The 16,409-nt window shown below is 67.2% G+C and carries 15 protein-coding genes; 7 read left to right on the top strand and 8 right to left on the bottom strand.

The window, feature by feature from the left end; genetic code table 11:
* Positions 1-62: 62 nt before the first annotated feature.
* Entirely contained in the window at positions 63-350 is a 288-nt protein-coding gene (locus DESFRDRAFT_RS03045) for a hypothetical protein (protein ID WP_005990988.1), read from the top strand.
* Between the two features lie 12 nt (positions 351-362).
* Here DESFRDRAFT_RS03045 and DESFRDRAFT_RS03040 read toward each other — a convergent pair whose 3' ends face one another.
* The gene (locus tag DESFRDRAFT_RS03040) at positions 363-2,558 is read right to left on the bottom strand and encodes a GumC family protein (RefSeq protein WP_005990986.1); all 2,196 of its coding nucleotides are present in this window, start codon (positions 2,556-2,558) and stop codon (positions 363-365) included.
* Positions 2,559-3,425 (bottom strand): polysaccharide biosynthesis/export family protein, encoded by an 867-nt coding sequence (locus DESFRDRAFT_RS03035; protein WP_005990983.1) that lies wholly within the window; start codon positions 3,423-3,425, stop codon positions 2,559-2,561.
* A gap of 156 nt (positions 3,426-3,581) precedes the next feature.
* On the opposite strand from DESFRDRAFT_RS03035, the gene DESFRDRAFT_RS03030 reads away from it, so the two are divergent.
* The 5 genes from DESFRDRAFT_RS03030 (at position 3,582) to DESFRDRAFT_RS03015 (ending at position 10,049) form a co-directional block, all read left to right on the top strand.
* Positions 3,582-4,601 carry an efflux RND transporter periplasmic adaptor subunit gene (locus DESFRDRAFT_RS03030; protein ID WP_005990980.1) on the top strand — a complete coding sequence of 340 codons (1,020 nt, stop codon included), beginning with the start codon at positions 3,582-3,584 and terminating at the stop codon, positions 4,599-4,601.
* Between the two features lie 8 nt (positions 4,602-4,609).
* The gene (locus DESFRDRAFT_RS03025) at positions 4,610-6,550 is read left to right on the top strand and encodes a hypothetical protein (protein ID WP_005990978.1); all 1,941 of its coding nucleotides are present in this window, start codon (positions 4,610-4,612) and stop codon (positions 6,548-6,550) included.
* Positions 6,551-6,693: 143 nt separating this feature from the next.
* Positions 6,694-6,876 carry a hypothetical protein gene (locus DESFRDRAFT_RS21750; protein ID WP_144004890.1) on the top strand — a complete coding sequence of 61 codons (183 nt, stop codon included), beginning with the start codon at positions 6,694-6,696 and terminating at the stop codon, positions 6,874-6,876.
* Positions 6,877-6,969: 93 nt separating this feature from the next.
* Positions 6,970-8,430, top strand: coding sequence for a flippase (locus DESFRDRAFT_RS03020; protein ID WP_005990976.1), 1,461 nt, complete (start codon positions 6,970-6,972; stop codon positions 8,428-8,430).
* Positions 8,427-10,049, top strand: a complete 1,623-nt coding sequence (locus DESFRDRAFT_RS03015; protein ID WP_005990974.1) for an alkaline phosphatase family protein — start codon at positions 8,427-8,429, stop codon at positions 10,047-10,049. The genes DESFRDRAFT_RS03020 and DESFRDRAFT_RS03015 overlap by 4 nt, the downstream gene beginning before the upstream one ends.
* Before the next feature lie 176 nt (positions 10,050-10,225).
* On the opposite strand, the gene DESFRDRAFT_RS03010 is transcribed toward DESFRDRAFT_RS03015, so the two are convergent.
* From DESFRDRAFT_RS03010 to DESFRDRAFT_RS03000, 3 genes are all read right to left on the bottom strand, one after another.
* The gene (locus DESFRDRAFT_RS03010) at positions 10,226-10,477 is read right to left on the bottom strand and encodes a helix-turn-helix domain-containing protein (protein WP_005990972.1); all 252 of its coding nucleotides are present in this window, start codon (positions 10,475-10,477) and stop codon (positions 10,226-10,228) included.
* A 73-nt stretch (positions 10,478-10,550) separates the two neighbouring features.
* The gene (locus tag DESFRDRAFT_RS03005) at positions 10,551-10,778 is read right to left on the bottom strand and encodes a hypothetical protein (RefSeq protein WP_144004889.1); all 228 of its coding nucleotides are present in this window, start codon (positions 10,776-10,778) and stop codon (positions 10,551-10,553) included.
* A 31-nt stretch (positions 10,779-10,809) separates the two neighbouring features.
* A complete protein-coding gene (locus tag DESFRDRAFT_RS03000) occupies positions 10,810-11,709 on the bottom strand; it encodes a LysR family transcriptional regulator (RefSeq protein ID WP_005990968.1) in 900 nt (299 codons plus the stop codon).
* A gap of 175 nt (positions 11,710-11,884) precedes the next feature.
* On the opposite strand from DESFRDRAFT_RS03000, the gene DESFRDRAFT_RS02995 reads away from it, so the two are divergent.
* Positions 11,885-12,193: a hypothetical protein gene (locus DESFRDRAFT_RS02995; RefSeq protein WP_005990965.1), complete on the top strand. Its 309-nt coding sequence runs from the start codon at positions 11,885-11,887 to the stop codon at positions 12,191-12,193.
* Positions 12,194-12,317: 124 nt separating this feature from the next.
* Here the strand turns inward: DESFRDRAFT_RS02995 and DESFRDRAFT_RS02990 are convergent, their stop codons facing one another.
* The 3 genes from DESFRDRAFT_RS02990 to DESFRDRAFT_RS02975 all read right to left on the bottom strand — a co-directional run bounded on the left by DESFRDRAFT_RS02990 (position 12,318) and on the right by DESFRDRAFT_RS02975 (position 16,366).
* On the bottom strand, positions 12,318-13,343 hold the full coding sequence (locus tag DESFRDRAFT_RS02990) for an electron transfer flavoprotein subunit alpha/FixB family protein (protein WP_005990964.1): 1,026 nt from the start codon (positions 13,341-13,343) through the stop codon (positions 12,318-12,320).
* An 18-nt stretch (positions 13,344-13,361) separates the two neighbouring features.
* Positions 13,362-14,162: an electron transfer flavoprotein subunit beta gene (locus tag DESFRDRAFT_RS02985; protein WP_005990963.1), complete on the bottom strand. Its 801-nt coding sequence runs from the start codon at positions 14,160-14,162 to the stop codon at positions 13,362-13,364.
* A 356-nt stretch (positions 14,163-14,518) separates the two neighbouring features.
* The gene (locus tag DESFRDRAFT_RS02975; protein ID WP_005990961.1) at positions 14,519-16,366 is read right to left on the bottom strand and encodes a hypothetical protein; all 1,848 of its coding nucleotides are present in this window, start codon (positions 16,364-16,366) and stop codon (positions 14,519-14,521) included.
* Positions 16,367-16,409 lie beyond the last annotated feature (43 nt).

Raw genomic sequence — 16,409 nt, 5'->3', positions numbered from 1 at the left:
TTTCAAAGGGTTTCCCCTCTCGCACCCTCTTCCCCCTCTTCCAAACCTAAAGGGAAAACGCCATGACCAATCCCGATGCCGGCATTTTCGACAGCAAAGCTTATGCCGAGGCCCTGGCTTTCGCCCGCAGCCTGCGCGCGCCCGGACACCCGTTGGATTTCCCCAGCTACGCCGACTACGTGCGTCTGGTGGCCGAGCGGGTGGTCATCGACCTGGAGAGCTTCGACCCGGACATGGCCGATTTCCAGGAACTGCCTGAGACCTACGAGCTGGCCTATCTGACCGCGCGTTTGGAGCGCCTGCGCGCCAGAATCCTGGCCGAGCGCGGCGTGGATGTGAAGGATTTGTAGGAAGCGTCCGCGTCAGACGGCCGGCGCGGCCTTGGCGCGCCGCAGGCGGCGGCGGATGGCCAGCCACTGTTCGCGCGGGGTCAGATCGTCGTCGGGCGCGCCGTCGAGCAGGGCGTACGGCGCGCGGCCGGTCGCGGCCAACGCCTCGGACGCGGCCCGGGCCAGGACCGGTCCGGGCGTGCGGTACAGCCCGGCCACCAGCACCATCCCCCCGGCCAGCCGGGAAAGCGTCAAGGCGTCGCCGGAACGGGAGCACGGCGCGGCGCAGACGAGCACCCGGTCGAAACGGCCGGCCAGTTCCGCCAGAACCCGCCGCAACGCCGGCCCGTCCATGAGGCGATCGGCCGCATCCCCCGCCACGGGGGCCGTCGCGGCCGGCAAAATCCAAAGCGAGGGCTCGTCGCCGGGCACGAGCACCGAGGCAAGCGGCGTCTCGCCCTCCAGCGCCTCGGCCAGGCCCGGGCCAGCGGGCAGTCCGGCCGCGACGGCAAGGCCGGGCCGGCGCAGGTCGGCGTCGACGACCAGGGTCGTCCGGCCGCTTCGGGCCACGGTCCGGCCCAAATCGAGCACCAGGCCATACGTCTCGGCGGCGGTCACCGCCTCATCGGCAGCGGCCACAACCAGAAGACGCGCCCCGTCGTCGCCGGCGGGGCAAAGGGCCTCGCGTAGCCGCCGCAGGGCCTGCCCCCGGGCGGCCCTGTCGCGTCGGGGCACGCAGCCAAGAGGCGTCGTTCCAGCCTCCCGCGCCCCCGCCGTCCCGGAAACCGCCTCGTCGACGTAGGCCGCGACCAATGCGGCGACAACGGCCAGAAATCCGCCGAGAAGCACGCCGACGGCCAGCATCAACGACAGCTTGGGCCGCTTGTAGTCGTCGATCTTGCCCGGAATCGTCGCCGGCTCGACCATATGGGCCAGGGACAGGTCGAGCCCCTCGCCGGCGGCGGCCGTGGACGCCAGCAGGTTGAGGTTGTTGACGAACGTCTGCCGCGCATCCACCTTGACCGCCACCAGGGCGTCGGCCGCGAGCTTGGCCGGATGGGCCTCGGCTTCCTTCTCCAGGGCGGCGAGCAGGGTCCCGTAGGCCTCGTCCTGGCTTTCGTAGCCGGCCACCTGGGCCGTGTATTCGGCCCCGCGCTCGCTCAGATAGCTGTATGTCGGGTCCGTGGACACGGTTTCCGAGCCGAACACCTTTTGCGCCTCGCCCTTGATGATGCGCTTGGCCTCGGCGATCTTGTTCTCGATTTCCTTGACCGCCGGGTGCTCGGCGGTCATGCGCGTCCTGGCCGAGGCCAGGTCCATATAAAGGTCGCGCAGGGTCAGCTTGACCGAGTCGATCAGGCCCGAGCGCTGGAGGGACTGCGAGGTCTTGCGATATTCCGGCCGCTTGGCCAGCTGGGCCTTGACGTTGGCCAGCATGCCCCGGGCCTTGATGAGGCTCAGGCGGTTGGCGTCGCGGTCGGAGGTCAGGGTGTAATAGCGGGTGACGAGCTGTTCGCCCGCGGTGGACAGGTCCACGATCTTCTCCCGCCGGCGCAGGTCGCGCTGCTCGTCGAGGGCCTGATTGAAGGCGGCCCGGGCCCTGGGCAGCTCCTTGTCCACGGCCTCGGCCAAAAGCCGGCATTCGTCCTGGCGCATGGCCGTCTCGCGGGCGACGAAGGACCGGGCGGCGGCGTTGGCCAGGGCGATGGACAGTTCCAGGGAATCGGCCGAGGAGGAAAATTCCAGGATGTCGGAATCCTCCACCATGGCCGCCTTGATATAGGGCCGGGGAAAGATGAGGTGGACCAGCGACTTGTTGGTCAGCTCCTCGTACGTCATGGCCCGCCGCCCCAGATCCGGGGCGAAATGGTCGAACAGGTAACGCACGAAAGGAATGAACTCGACAAGTTGCAGTGACTTGCGTTTGCGCGCCAGGTGCAGCTCCCGGATGACGGGCCGCAGCACCGGGACGGTCGTGGCCAGATCCTCGTAGGTGGAGCGTTCGGTGTCGGTCAGCGACGCGCTTCCGGCCATGGGGGAATCGAGGGAGATGCGCGAGAGCAGGGAAGCCTTGGTCGAGGAGTGGTACAGGTAGACCTTGGCCGAGGAGACGTACTGGGTTTCCGCCATCAGGGTGAGCAGGGCCAGCCCGCCGCACACGACGCCAAACACCCAGGCCATGAGTTTGCGGCGTCGCCAGAGCAAGCGCAAAAGCGCGCGCAATTCCATCTAATCCACCGAAATGACCCCGCCCTGGCGGTTGCTCAACACCTCTCCGGCCACGGGTTGGGATTGGGTGACCACGGTTGTCTGATCCTTCGGCCCCTTGAAAAGATCGTCCATCGCGTCGCGCAGCTGCGGTATGAAGATGACGAAGCGTTCCGCGTTGACCAGGGTGTTGAGCACCGAGGTCATGCGGCTCATGAACTGCTCCACGCTGGCCCAGTTGCTTTTGGGAACATAGAGGATGTCGCCGCCCTCCAGATAGCGGTCGAACCCGGCCACGCCCTCGCCGAGCTTGGCGCCCAGGCGCATATCGAGGATATAGGCATGGGGCTTCTCCCCTTCGGGCCGCAACAGCACCACCGTGGAGTTCCCGGCGTTGTCCGTGAAGCCGCCGGCCCGGGCCACGGCCTCGAACAGGCTCATGTCATGGTCCACGGTGACCACGCCCTGGCTTTTGACCTCGCCGAGCACCATGGCGGTCTGGCTGCGCAGGGTGGCGACGTTCACCATCACCTGGGGATCGACGATATATTTGGCGTAGGCCTTGGCCAGGGCGACACGCAATTCGGACACGGTGCGCCCGCCGGCCGGCACCTCGCCCACCAGGGGCAGGTTGATGTCGCCGGCGGCGTCCACCCGGGCGGTGGTTTTGAGGTCGTCGTTGCGCCACACCTCGATGGACACTTCGTCGCCGTAGCCGAGGGTGGACCGCCGCTGGGGCTGGCCCGCGGGATGATTTTTGGAGGTGCCCTTGAGCGGCGGCGGCGTGGAATGCGAGGTACAACCCGCCAGGGCCGCGACCAGGCACAGGCAGGCCATCACCGCGAAGACGCGGCGATAACCGGAAAAAAAAGCGGGGACTCGCGGCATGGATTTCCCTGACTGGCTCTTAACCTGCTTTCCTGGTAAGGGATTTCAGGCGCTCGCGCAAGGCTTGCGCCCACATTGTGGTCCGGGCGGTTGTGCGGTATCAGGCGACCCAGCGGCCGTGGGCCGTCAATCCTTAATTTCGCACCCAGGCATATCATGAAACCCATACGCATTTTCTGGGCCCTGCTGGCCGTCTTGTCCCTGTGCCTGCCCGGCCCGGCCGCGGCCGCGACCCTGACCTTTCTCGGCAAAAGCTATTGCCCCATCAAATACGAGATCACCTGGCCGTTTAGCACCAACGCCGCCAAGGCGGCCAAACAGGGCACCGGCATCCAGGCCAATGTCTACGAATTGCCCGACGAAAGAAAAGAGTCGAAATCCGCCACCGAAATGGGCTCGGACATGAGCCGCCTGCGCATCCTTTCGGCCCCGCTCAAGGTGGGGGACAAGGTGGACGAGGATCAGATCCTCATCACCTACGAGATGCCGCTGGAAAACCTCATGGCCGAAAAGCAGGCCCTGTCCCGGGCCGAACTCGACGACGTCGAGCACGCGCTGGCCTACGTGGAAAGCCAGCTGACCGCCACGCGCCAGAAGCAGGCGGACCTGGAGAACATGGCCGCCGAAAACTCCGCCGCCCCCATCGAAGTGCGCATGGGCATCCGCGACATCGAGGCCCTGCTCCTGCGGCGCGACTACCTGCGGGAAAAGCTGGACCTGGCCAAGCAGAGCTACGACAACGCCGTCATCATCGCCAAGTCCAAATACGGCAAGAACCAGGACGTCCACCACCTGCCGCGCATCGGCTACATCCGCGCTCCGGCCGCCGGCTACGTGCTGTGGACCAACTTCCGCCTCGTCCCGGGCATGGCCTTCACCAAGCAGGCCTCGCTCATTTCCATCGGCCGCCTCGACCCCATCATCGTCCGGGCCTCGGTGCACGAAATCGCCGCCCAGAAACTCAAGGTCGGCGACCCCGTGTCCATCGTCTTCCATACCCTGCCCGGCCAGACCTTCCACTCCACCATCAGCAAGGTCGACTTCGTGGCCCAGCCGGCCATGCTGCAACAGCCTTCCTTCTACAGAGTGGAAATCACCCTGCCCAACCACGACTTGCGCATCAAGGAAGGCATGCGCTGCGACGTCACGGTCACCCTGCCGGGCGACGCCAAATAATCCGTCTCATGCTGCAAGCCGTTTTCGCCATTGTCGTCAATTGCGCCGTGTTCGCCGGCGTCGGGCTCGGGCCCATGGCCGTCTTGGCCCGTGGCGTGGGCCTGCCGGCCGTTTTGGCCATGGCCCCGGCCGCCGGATACGCCCTGGTCAGCGTCGGGCTCACCTGCTGGCTCATGCGGGAGGGCACGGTGGGCGCGGCCATGGTCCCCGTCACCGGCGGGCTTCTGCTCGTCTCGCTGGCCTGTCTGGTCCTCGCGCGCCGGAACGTGCTCGCGCGTCTGGCCGCCGTGCGCGGCAAAAGGCTTGTCGCCGGGCTCACCGGCGCGGTCCTGTGCCTGGGGTTGCTCACCGCGCCGCTTGCCGCCGGCAACAAGGGCTATGCCGTCTTTCGCGGCAACGCCAGCGACTCGTTTATCTACATGTTCCTGGCCAAGTATTTCGACGCCCACCCCCGGGCCTGGGCCTTCACCCATTCCCCCGAGGAGGTGGAGGCCGACGACCCCATGCTCGGCCCGCCGCGCTCCATGTTGAGCATCCGCTGGACGTGCGGGGCCATGCTGGCCTACGGCGCCAAGCTGGCCGGCATGGGCATCGTGGATTTTCAATACCCGTTTACCATGACGAGTTTCGTCCTGCTCTACGCCGCGTTGCTGGCCTTTCTCGCGGCCATGGGCTTTTCGCCCTTTCTGGCGGCCCTGACCGCCCTGGTCATGACCACGGGGTTCTACGGCCAGTTCGTGCTCGACATCCGGGCCTTCTCCCAGATCAACGCCCTGCCGCTGACCGTGCTGCTCGCCTGGGCCATTTCCCTGCCGCCGCCGGAACGCGCCCCGGACATCGCCCGCCGCGCCGGCCTGCTCGGGCTTTCGTATCTGGCCTGCTTCGTCAACTATACCGAAATCTTCCCCATGGTCGTCGGCGCGGTCGCGGCGTTCCTCGGCCTTTTGGGCCTGTCCGGACGCCTCACCCGCCGCCAGGGACTCGTCCAGGCGGCCGGATTCGCCGTGGGCCTGGCCGCCACCTGGCCCCTGCGCTTTCTCTACGCCCACATGCTGGCCCAGATCCATTTCACCACCATCGCGCCGGAACTGTGGAGCGAGGCCTACTTCACCTGGCTGTTCAAGAACATCCCCGCCGGCATTTTCGGCGTCACCCTCGCCGGGGACGGCTTTTCCAAACTGCCCGGCCTGTCGTTTCTCCACATCCATCCCATCGTGGTCACACTGTTCGCCCTGCTTCTGGCCGCGCTGTTCCTTGCCGGCATCGCGCGGGCCCTTGCCGACCGCGACCATGACGCGCCGCTGGCGGCCGTGGCCTTTGCCGCCGCATCGCTCGCCGCTTTCGCCCTTTTCACGCTGCGGGACACCCCCTGGGTGGCGGGCAAGGGGCTGTCCTATTTCTACCCCTTCACCCTGTCCCTGCCGCTCTATGCCGCCCTGTCCGAAAGCGCCCTGCCGCGTCTTGCCCGATCAGGCTGGATGAAACGCCCGCTGCCGGCCGCAAAGGCCCTGGCCATGGCCTTTCTCGTGCTCCAGCTGTCCTTTGCCTGCCTGCGCCCGGTCTATGCCGCCATGGACATGGATTACCCCGACTACGTGCGCAACCACGGCCGCTACCGGGCCATCGACTGCGACATCGACGCCATCCGGACCGCCCTGGTCGCGGCCGGGGCCAAGGATGTCGGCATATGCTCGGCCGACCCCTGGAAATGGTCGTTTCTGGGCCTGACGCTGGGTGAACGCTGGCGGGTGCGCCTGCCCGGCCAGATGCTCGAGGGACCGCAGGGCGGCAAGGTGTTCGTGGCCCTGGACCTGCCCAAATCCGGCGTCCCGGCCGATCTGGCCCCGTATCTCGCGGCCAAAAACGCCAGTTTCGCCCTGTACCATTTGCCCCGCGCCCGGCTGGCCGCCCTGGCCGCCACGCTGCCCTGCGCCCGGGAGCCGTACTGATTGCGCCGGCGCGCGCCTCGTTGCCCGCGCCGAGCCGTCTCCACCGGACGGAAGACGGCCTTTCTTTTGACGCGTCCCGCGCCTAACCCCCACCGGGCGTATCTGTCCCGACTGTTTACGCCCCCCGTGGGCCGTGCTATTTCATGGCAGGCATTGAAAATGTTCGCCCGCGCCTTGGCCGCGGCTTTTCCACCGATCCGTCGTCCCGGATCGCGACCGACGAGGCGACATCGTGCCGCAGGCAGCCTGTTGCAAAAGACCTTTTCCGCGGGCTGATGCGAATTCCCGCCGGCAAGGCGCAAAAAAAGTTCAGGGCCGCAGCGTAGCCGACCTGCGCGAGGCTTTGGACTTTTTACGCCACCCCAGCCAGGGGGGATTTGGCAGCAGCCCGCCAACCGTCAGCCAAGGAGCGCCACAGCGTGACGCCGCCGCCACGGTCGCTGGCCCGCAACTTCCTTTCCCTGGCCGTTTCCCGGCTGGTCCAGATCGCCAGCGGCTTTTTCGTGCTGCTGGCCGTGGCCCGGGTCCTGTCCCTCGACGATTTCGGCCGATACGCCTCGATCATGGCCCTGGCCGGGGCCGTGGTCGCGGTCACCTATTTCGGCATCCAGCAGATCATGATCCGCGACATGGCCATGGACCGGGGCTGCGCCCCGGCGGCCGTGGGACAGGCGCTGACCCTGCGCCTGGGCCTGCTCGTCGTGGCCGGGATGGTCCTGGCGGCCATCGGCTATTTTTCCGGCTATAAAGGACCGGCCGCCATCGGCCTGGCCCTGGCCTTCGGCGTCGAGGCCTGCCGCTCCTTGAGCCTTCTCGGCTGCGCCGTGTTCCAGGCCTACGAGCGCATGGGCTACGAGCCGCCGCTGTCCATCGTTTCCGGGCTGGCCTCCCTGACCCTGGTCGGGCTGGCCCTGTGGCTGGGGCTCGGCTACACGGGCGTTCTGGCCGGGCTTTTCGCCGCCGCCGCCCTGCACATGCTGCTCGTCTGGTACGTCTCGGGCAGGTATCTCTGCCGCCCCTCGTTTTCTTTCGACCGGGCCGCGCTGTGGCGCATGCTCGGAGCCTCGTCGGTGGTGGGGCTCGGCGTCTTTTTCCACCAGAACCTGTTTCGGGCCAACACCCTGGCCCTGACCTGGCTGGCCGACCTCGCGGCCGTGGCCGATTTCCAGGCCCCGCACGAATTCATCCTCAAGCTCGAGATCCTGCCCCAGGCGCTGATGCTGGCCGTGTTTCCGGCCCTGGCCCGGCTGGCCCCGGTCGATCCTTTGGCCGCCAGACGCCTGTTTCGGCTCATCTTCCGCCACACCCTGCACGCCATGGTCCTGCCCTCGATTCTGCTGGCCTTTTACGCCGAGCCAGCCTGCATCCTGATCTTCGGCCCCAAGTACGTCGGATCGGTCATAATCCTGCGCATCCTTTCCCTGGCCATGGCCCCCCTGGCCCTGGACATGCTGGTCAACAACGTGCTCGTGGCCATCGGCCGCCAGCGCTATGCCCTCTATTACGCGGCGGCGGCTTTGGCTCTCAATGTCGCCGGCAACATCTACGCCGTGCCCCGCTACGGCGCGCTCGGCTCGGCGGTGGTGGCCCTCGGCTCGTACCTCTGGCTTCTGGCCTTTTCCACGCGCTTCGCCGCCCGCCACGGCTTCCGGTCCCACGCCACGGGTCCGCTTTTGCGGGTGCTGTGCGCCGGCGGGGCCTGCCTCGGGGCCTGCGCGCTCCTGCGCAACATGCCCTTTGTCGGCGCGCCGGTCGGCGCGCTGGTGTACGTGGCCGTCTTGGCCGGGCTCAAGGCCTTCGGCCGCCGCGACCTTCTGGAACTGCGCTCCGTCATGCGCCCGCGCCCGCAAGGCGCGGAGACCCCCGGAGAAAACGTATGAAAGCATCCCGCGTGGTGGTCGTCGGCTGGGACGGCGCCACCTTCGACATTGTCAAACCCATGATCGCGGCCGGCCGCATGCCGGTGCTGGAAAAATTCCTCGAAGCCGGCGTGCACGCGCCCCTTTGTTCCACCGTGCCGCCGGTCACCCCCGTGGCCTGGACGAGCTTCGCCACCGGATGCACGCCCGGCCGCCACGGCATTTTCGACGCCCTGACCCTGGACCCGGCCAGCCACGAGGTGCGCTTCGTCTCGGCGGCCATGCGCCGGGCCGCGCCCATCTGGGCCGTGCTCTCGGACAGGGGCCGGCCGGCCGGGGCCGTCAACGTGCCCGTGACCTGGCCGCCCGACCCCATAAGCGGCCTCGTGATCTCGGGCATGTTCACCCCGTCCTACGCCGAGGATTACGTGCATCCCCCCGAGTTGCGCCAGGAAATCGAAGCCCGCTTCGGCCCCTGCCGGGACTCGCCCAACATGGACCCGGACCCGGAGCGCTACCTGCAAAACCTGCTTGCGGGCGTGGACGCCCGCTGCGAGCTGACCCTGTGGCTCATGGCCCAAAAGCCCCTCGACTACTTCTGCTCGATCTTTATGGAATCCGACCGGGTGCAGCACTTCTTCTGGGGCTACCGCGACCCGTCCCATCCCGACCACGCCGCCCTGGGCCAGGCCATCGAGGCCGTGTACGAACGCCTGGACGCGGCGCTCGGGCGCATCCTCGACGCCTGCCCGCCGGATACGGCCGTGGCCCTGGTCTCCGACCACGGCGCCGGGCCGCTTAGGCGCGCCATCTTTCTCAACCGCTGGCTCATGGACAACGGCTTCCTGACGCTCTCCGGCGAGCTGTCCGCCCTGGCGGGCGGCCGGCACGCGCCGTCGGGGCTCAAAAAGACGCTCGTGGCCCTGGCCAAGGCGATCCTGCCCGAATCCGTGCTGGAAGCCCGGCGCAAGGCCAAGTCCAAGGCCTTCGCCCGCATCAACAACCTCTTTTCCGCCATCGTGGACTGGGACAAGACGACCTGCGTGTCGGAAGGCATCGCCGGGGGGATCTTCTTCAACCCCAAGCTGGTGGGCGAAGCCGACCGGGCGGAGTTGACGCGGCGGCTCAAGGAAGGCCTGCTCGCCATCGTGGACCCGCAAACCGGGGCCCATCCCTTCGCCGCCGTCTACGCCCGGGAAGAACTCTACAACGGCCCGGCCGTCACCGACGCGCCGGACGTCATCACCCTGTGCGCGCCCGGCTACCAGGTGCTGGTGCCCCACGAGATCGCGCTCTACGAGCAGGGCGCGCCGACCGGGCTTTTCGCGACGCACAAATGGAGCGGCCGCCACGAACAGTACGGGGTGTTCGCCCTGCGCGGCCCGGGCGTGGCCGCCGGGGTGGAGCTTGCCGACGCGGCCATGGCCGACGTGACGCCGACGCTGCTCTACGCCCTGGACGAGGCCGTGCCGGAAAACATGGACGGCCACGTGCTGGCCGGAGCCTTCACGGCCGAAACCCTGGCCGCCCGGCCGCCGCAAACCACCACGGCCACCGCCAGCACGACAGGCGCGGCCGGCACCGACGGCGCGCAGGCGGACCAGATCGCGGACGAGCTCTCGGATTTGGGGTATATGTAGGTAGGAAGAGAAGGAAAAAGGATGTGCGAGAGGGGGACCTTTTTTGAAAAAAAGGTCCCCCTCTCGCGCTCTCCCCTCCAAAAAACTTTTAACGATATCAGACTGTCACCGTTAAAAGTCTTTGGGAGGGGGGTCCGGGGGGAACCCTTTCTACAGAAAGGGTTCCCCCCGGTCTCTTAACGATCCCGGCGCAAGAGCTCCCAGGAGATGCCGAGGACCGCGCCGATTTTTTTGAGCGTCGCCGCCCGGGGCCGGGCCGAGCGGGCTTCGAACTGGGCCACGGCGGCCGGCGAGATGTCCAGACGCCGGGCCAACTCTTCCGGCGTGACGCCCAGATGTTCCCGCCACGCCCGGATGGGCGACTCGCCTTCGCGGCAAAGCCAGGCCACCTCGCGCGGCAAATCTCCATCCGTTTCCTGATCGCGCATCGTTACTCCCCGGCCTCGCCCAGAACGGATACCGCCCGCGAGACGCGGGCGCATACGGCACGCGGCCGCCGGATCAAGGCCGGGCCTTTTCCCGCTCCGGAGCCGCCAATGTTTGTGGGTTGCCGTCGGCACGGACAAGCGAGCTTCCCGTAAGAGACTCGTTGGGCAATGTGCCCTCGTCCTGGTAGCCCGACTGGGCCAGGACCAGAATCGACAGGGCCAGCACCAGCACAACCATGCCGCCCGCGACCCGCCAGAAAAAATAATCCCGATCAGGCGTCACCGCCGCCTCACGCATCACTTCCATCTCCCGCAAAAAAACAAACTTCGCGTTACCGCCGATGCCCGGGCAAACCCCAGACTTCCGACACCGCCGCGACCACCGCCGCGACCACCCGATCCTCGGCCTTCTCCCGCCGATAAATCAGGGACAAACCCAGGGTAAGCCCTTCCCGCTGCCACAGGCACACTTCCCCGGCCGCTTCGGCCTCCAGGGCATCGTCGCGGCGCAGCAGCGTCAGCCCGATGCCGGCCGCGACCATAGTCCGCAACGTGGCGTCGCTGTCCCCCACCATGACCTTGTTGAGCGGCAGATCACGGCAGGAGAAGCAAGCCTCCAGCAAATATTGAAACGGACAGCGCTGGGAAAACCAGACCCAGGGCAACCCGGCCAACGTTTCCCAGTCCGCCAGACAAACCCGGTCCGCCCAGGAGGTGGGACCGACCACGGCCATGTCCACGTTCTCCAAGGGCACGGTCACGACATCGCGCCCCTGCTCGATGATATTGTCATAGATAAAGCCCAGATCGAGCTTTCCCTGACGCACGTTATCGAGAATGTTCGCCGAACTCGAATCGGTCAGATGCACTTCCACCCCGGGATGGCGGCGGGAAAGAACAGCCAGCATTTCGGGCACGCGCATGCGCCCGGCCTCGTTGTTGAGGCCGATGCGGACCACGCCCGTGACGTCCCGGCGCAGGCTGCCGGCCCTGGCCCGAACGGCGTCCAGACCAGCGAGGGCCTGTTTGGCCTCGGTCAAAAGCGCCTGTCCCTCGCCCGTCAGGCGCATGCCCTTTGGCGTACGCGTGAAAAGCGGCACCCCGAGTTCCTCCTCAAGGCCGCGCACATGGGCGCTCACCGCGGGCAGGCTGGCGTTTAAGCGCTCGGCCGCCCGGGTCAGGTGCTCTTCCTCGGCCACGGCCACGAAGGTCCGTAGATGGTAGTATTCCACAACGCCCCTCCCGGCGTCGTTTTCCCTTCAGGGATTCGGAAGGACTTCTTCCGACATTGCGATTGGATCGCGTCCCCGCAGGCGGGCTACAACCAGTCCGTAGCTTTTCTGGCCTATGGCACACGCCCGGCCCGCCGTAAAGGACGGGCCGAGGCCAAAATGTGGGGGAAACATCATGCGCCTTGTCAAGACCATCGTGCTCGCCTCGGCCCTTCTGGGGCTGCTTCTTTTCGTCGTCATCCAGGACCGCAGCCAGGGCAGCCCGGCCCTGTACACGCGGACCTCCGACTTCGCTCCGGCCCGGGCCGATCTGGCCGAAGCGGTCTTCGCCATGGTGGTGGAAAACGCCAAAAAAGCGGGCCTGCCCCAACCGGCCACCCTATGCCAGGCCTGTGTGGCCGCGCACCTGAACCTTCCCGCCGACACCATGCGCAACCGCTGCGAGCGCGCCTGCGGCCTGCGTACCGCCCAATCTCCCCAATAAAAAAAGGATACCCTCCCTTGCGGAAGGATATCCCCCTATCGAAAGTTTTTGGGGAGGGTGGGGGTCCGGGGGAGGGGACCCTTTTTTTCAAAAAAGGGTCCCCTCCCCCGGTTTTTCCCCTCTCTTACCCTAACAACTCATTGATCTTCTTCATGACGGCGAAGGCGTCGGCCACGTAGAGCACGTCGGCCTTGCCCTGCGCCCAGCCGCAGGAGGGGTCGAGGTTGACGGCCCGGCGTTCGCCGACAAACCGCCAGCCGACCACATGCGGCTCCTCGCCGTGGCAGCAGGTGGCCAGCCCCTTGGGATGGCGCGGCGTAGCTCCGGTCTGCCCGACCTGATGCAGGTGGGTGAGAAACGGCAGCACGGCCTCGCCGTCGCCGCCCATATCCACCAGGGACTTGCTGCTGCCGAGCGACGCCTTGGACCGGCCGAGGAACCCGAGGATCAGTTCGCCGGCATCGGCCACATGGGACGCGCCGTCGGCCTGCTTCTTGGTCCAGCCCGCGCCGGCCACGAAAAGGAGCTTGGCGTCGGGGCGGATGGTCTGCTCGTCGGCCGAGGGGGCGATGACGGCCTTGAGCGTCGTGCGGGTCATGGCCTCGGTGACCGGGACCTCGACCGCCGTGACGGACGCCTCGCCCGGCGCGCCGTCGTAGGCGGCGAAACAGCCGGCGGAAACGGTCAGGCACCAGGGCCGGGCGGCGCGGGTCAGCTCCGCCTGCATGCGCTGGCGGTAATAGCCGCGCGTGGCCACCGGCTTGCCGTCCTTGACGGCCAGGCCAGTCACGTGGGCGTCGATGCGCCCGCCAAGGCGCGCGGCCACGCCGGGCATGGCCCGGGAGGCGCGGGAATCGTCCGTGGCCACGATGATGGTGGCGGAAGCCGCCTTGGCCAGGGCCTCCATGGCGGCGGCGTCGGTGGCGTAGCGGGAAACGCCGAAGGCCTCGCCGGACACGCCGTGGATGGCGGTCGCGCCGCAGCCGGCCACGACGCTCGCGGCGGCGGCCACATCCGCGCCGAAAAGCCCGACCGCATAGGGCGCGCCCAGCCCCTCGGCCAGGGTCTTGGCTGCGGTCAGGGCTTCCAGGGAGGCGACGGACAGGCTGCCGTCAGCCTCGGTATGCGCGCAAAAAAGAACGGTATCCATAAATCGTGCCTCCAGCCCTTAGCTCTCGATCCAGGCGATGATTTCCTTGGCGATGTCCTCGACAGGCGTGTCCTTGACCACGCGGGTGTCGCGCTTCTGGGCCGGGACGGCGACCGACTGGTAGTCGATGGCGGCGGCGTCCAGAGCGGCCGGCTTGGCCTTTTGCAGGGCCGGCATGACAAGGCGCATGTTGGCCATGCCCACCTGCGGATTGTTGGGCGGCTCGGGCAGCTCGCCCGTGGCCCAACCGAGAACCGCCGGAGCGCCGGCGCAGGTCGAAACCTGATAGGCCCCGCCCTCGACGCGCTCCATGATCTCGAGCGAGCCGTCCGCGCCGACCGTCAGCTTGTCCACGCCCTGGAACTGGTCCACGATGCCGAGCTTCTCGCCCAGGATCTGGAGCGTCGAACCGGAGCCGCGCGAAGCCGACATCCAGCCGCCGAAAACGAGCAGCTTGGACTTGTCCAGCCCGGCAATGCCCTCGATGGCCACGGCCAGGGCATTCGCCACCTCGGAAGAATCCATGAAGCCGCCGGCCGGGCCATCGGCCACCACCAGCTCGAATGGCGCTTTCTGGGCCACGGTCATCATCACCTGCTGCAACTTGGCCTTTTGACCAAGAGAGACCAGCCAGACCTTGCTGCCAGCCTGCGTCTTGGCCAGCTGGGCCGCCTCATACAAGGAACAAGCCGCCCAGGGATCCAGGATCGAAGGCAACATCAATTCGTTTTTCAAACCCCAGCCGGTCGGACCCTTGACCGGCTCCAGCGTCTGCAGCGGATCAGGCACAATCCCGCCGCATACCACGATATGGAACATAGGCACTCCTTTTGAGGGGGGAGGAAGGGATGGAACCGGGGGCGGGGACCTTTTTTTGCAAAAAAAGGTCCCCGCCCCCGGACCCCCACCCTCCAAAAAAACTCTTAAAAAATATGACCCAACGCTCTATCTTTTGCCATTTCATGCGGCGCTTCGCCGCTGGCGCGGTTGTCGCCGCAATCGCGTCCGGCGTCGAGGGGCTTTGCCCCTCGTGCCGCCGGGCCGATTGCGGTGACAAATATCCGGGCTCCCGCACCCCTGCCATGGTCCCGCCCGGCAAAGTGTAAAGGGGGGACCGGGGGGCATCAAGCCCCCCGGCGGTGAGGTGCAGGAGAGGCGGAGCCTCTCCTGCCGACTCAGTTCTCGGCCGAGTGCAAACCGCCGGCGGCGGCCTTGAAGACCACGTTGGTGCGTTCGGGATCGGCCAGGGACGGCTTGGAGCAGTTCCACAGGCAGGCCCCGCAGTGCACGCATTTTTCCCTATCGAACAGCGGCACGCCGTCGTCGGGATTGGTGGTGATGGCCTGTCCGGAGCAGGCCTCGATGCAGGTCTTCTCGCAGCAGGCGCGGCAGACATCCGGGTTTTCGAAGGTCACGTGGTCGGCGTAGCCGGGCGCGGCCTGGACCTTGCCGCCTAAAAGCAGCGCATCCTGGTGCGAGACGAGCAGTTTGCCGTCGCAAACGATGGCCGGCCAGCCCACGCGGTCCATGAGCGCATCGTGCAGGGGCCGGCCCTTGGCCGTGGCTTCGCGGCGAATGGTGGCGATATCCTCGCAGGAGATGCGGCCCCGGTAGTATTCCTCGATGCTCGGAATGCGTTTCCAGGTGGGCTTGGATGCGGCCGGCCAGCACAGCGCGCCCTTGGTCAGGCCGCACAGGCCCATGCCGATGAGCCCGGGCAGGAATCCAGCGGCGAAGCCCTCGCGGGAGCGCGCGGCGATCCTGGCTTCCTCTTCGAGCCAGGAGGCCCGGCGCCTGGCCACGTAGGTCTTTTCCAGGTTCTCGGCGGTAAAGGGCAGTCCCTGTTCCAGCAGGTGCACCACGGCCTCGCCCAGAAGCACGCCCGAGGTCCAGGCCTCGTCCACGCCGGAGCCGGTCAGGACGTTGGTGGTGCCGGAGCCCTCGCCGATGCGGGCGTAGCCGTTGCCGACGAGGTAGGGTTCGCCGGATTTGCCGGCCTCCTGCAGGGTCTTGGCCCCCCAGGAACGCAGCTCGCCGCCTTTGATGTTCTTCCAGATGTAGGGGTGCTGCATCCAGTGCTGGAGGTAGCGGTAGGCCGTGCGCACCGGATTGTCGAACCAGGAGGGCACGAAGATGCCCATGGCCGCGACGCGGCCGGGCAGCACGTAGAGGAAGCCGAAAATCTCGGGCTCGGGGAAGCCGATGGTGTGGATGACCGTGCCTTCCTTCCAGGGACAATGGCCGGGCAGGTCGATAACCATCTTCATGCCCACGGCGTAGTCGCGGTGGTGATGGCCGGCGGGGAGGCCGTGGAGGTTGTCGAGGGCGCGTCCGACCGGCCCGACGGGGCCGTCGCCGACGACGGTGAGCTTGGCCCGCACGTCCATGCCCGGCATGTAGGCGGCCTCGGGCTTGCCGGCCTTGTCCACGCCCTGGTCGGCCAGGCGCACGCCGACCACCTGCCGGTTTTCGACCAGGGGCTCGGCCACGGGCGAGGACGGCCAGATCTGGGCCGCGCCGGTGGCCATGACGTTGCCGCCCACCCACTGGTTGAACTGGCCGATGGAAAAGGTCATGCCGCCGTGCTTTTGTAAAAACTCCGGGATATAGGGCAGCTCCACGGCCATGTCGGCATAGCCCGGCAGCCGCTTGCCCAGGGCCTTTATCACCTTGTCCTTCATCCGCATAAGAAGCGGCCGGCGGCTGGCGCCCACGGGATCGAGCAAATAGACGACCTTCTCGTCGGTGATCGGCGCGCACATGGGCACATCGGAGGGCTTCATGTCCGGGAAGCTGGCCCGGATGCCGCGCGCCTTGGACACCACGCCGGAAACGCCCACACCCACGTCGTCGGCCCGCTCGTAACAGATGACCTGGGGCGGCATGCCGGGCATAAGCTCGCTCTCCATGACCGGCGAGCCGTCCTCGTTGACGATGCCCCGGGCCAGCGTGGTCAGAAATCCACCCATGGCCGGGCCAAACCCAACACAGACGATGTCCGTCTCCATGACCTGCCGTTCCATACGTCATGTCCTCCGTTGAGCGAGGAGCCGGGGGAGGGAACCC

Origin of the sequence: Solidesulfovibrio fructosivorans JJ] (assembly GCF_000179555.1) — a bacterium.
In the GTDB taxonomy this organism is placed as follows: Bacteria; Desulfobacterota; Desulfovibrionia; order Desulfovibrionales; family Desulfovibrionaceae; genus Solidesulfovibrio; species Solidesulfovibrio fructosivorans.
The sequence above is the reverse complement of the archived record's forward strand: the minus strand, read 5'-3'. Positions and strand labels throughout refer to the sequence as shown.

Coding starts and splice junctions, on each gene's coding strand:
- DESFRDRAFT_RS03045 (WP_005990988.1), top strand. CDS start 63: ATGACCAATCCCGATGCCGGCATTTTCGACAGCAAAGCTTATGCCGAG.
- DESFRDRAFT_RS03040 (WP_005990986.1), bottom strand. CDS start 2,558: ATGGAATTGCGCGCGCTTTTGCGCTTGCTCTGGCGACGCCGCAAACTC.
- DESFRDRAFT_RS03035 (WP_005990983.1), bottom strand. CDS start 3,425: ATGCCGCGAGTCCCCGCTTTTTTTTCCGGTTATCGCCGCGTCTTCGCG.
- DESFRDRAFT_RS03030 (WP_005990980.1), top strand. CDS start 3,582: ATGAAACCCATACGCATTTTCTGGGCCCTGCTGGCCGTCTTGTCCCTG.
- DESFRDRAFT_RS03025 (WP_005990978.1), top strand. CDS start 4,610: ATGCTGCAAGCCGTTTTCGCCATTGTCGTCAATTGCGCCGTGTTCGCC.
- DESFRDRAFT_RS21750 (WP_144004890.1), top strand. CDS start 6,694: ATGGCAGGCATTGAAAATGTTCGCCCGCGCCTTGGCCGCGGCTTTTCC.
- DESFRDRAFT_RS03015 (WP_005990974.1), top strand. CDS start 8,427: ATGAAAGCATCCCGCGTGGTGGTCGTCGGCTGGGACGGCGCCACCTTC.
- DESFRDRAFT_RS03010 (WP_005990972.1), bottom strand. CDS start 10,477: ATGCGCGATCAGGAAACGGATGGAGATTTGCCGCGCGAGGTGGCCTGG.
- DESFRDRAFT_RS02995 (WP_005990965.1), top strand. CDS start 11,885: ATGCGCCTTGTCAAGACCATCGTGCTCGCCTCGGCCCTTCTGGGGCTG.
- DESFRDRAFT_RS02990 (WP_005990964.1), bottom strand. CDS start 13,343: ATGGATACCGTTCTTTTTTGCGCGCATACCGAGGCTGACGGCAGCCTG.
- DESFRDRAFT_RS02985 (WP_005990963.1), bottom strand. CDS start 14,162: ATGTTCCATATCGTGGTATGCGGCGGGATTGTGCCTGATCCGCTGCAG.
- DESFRDRAFT_RS02975 (WP_005990961.1), bottom strand. CDS start 16,366: ATGGAACGGCAGGTCATGGAGACGGACATCGTCTGTGTTGGGTTTGGC.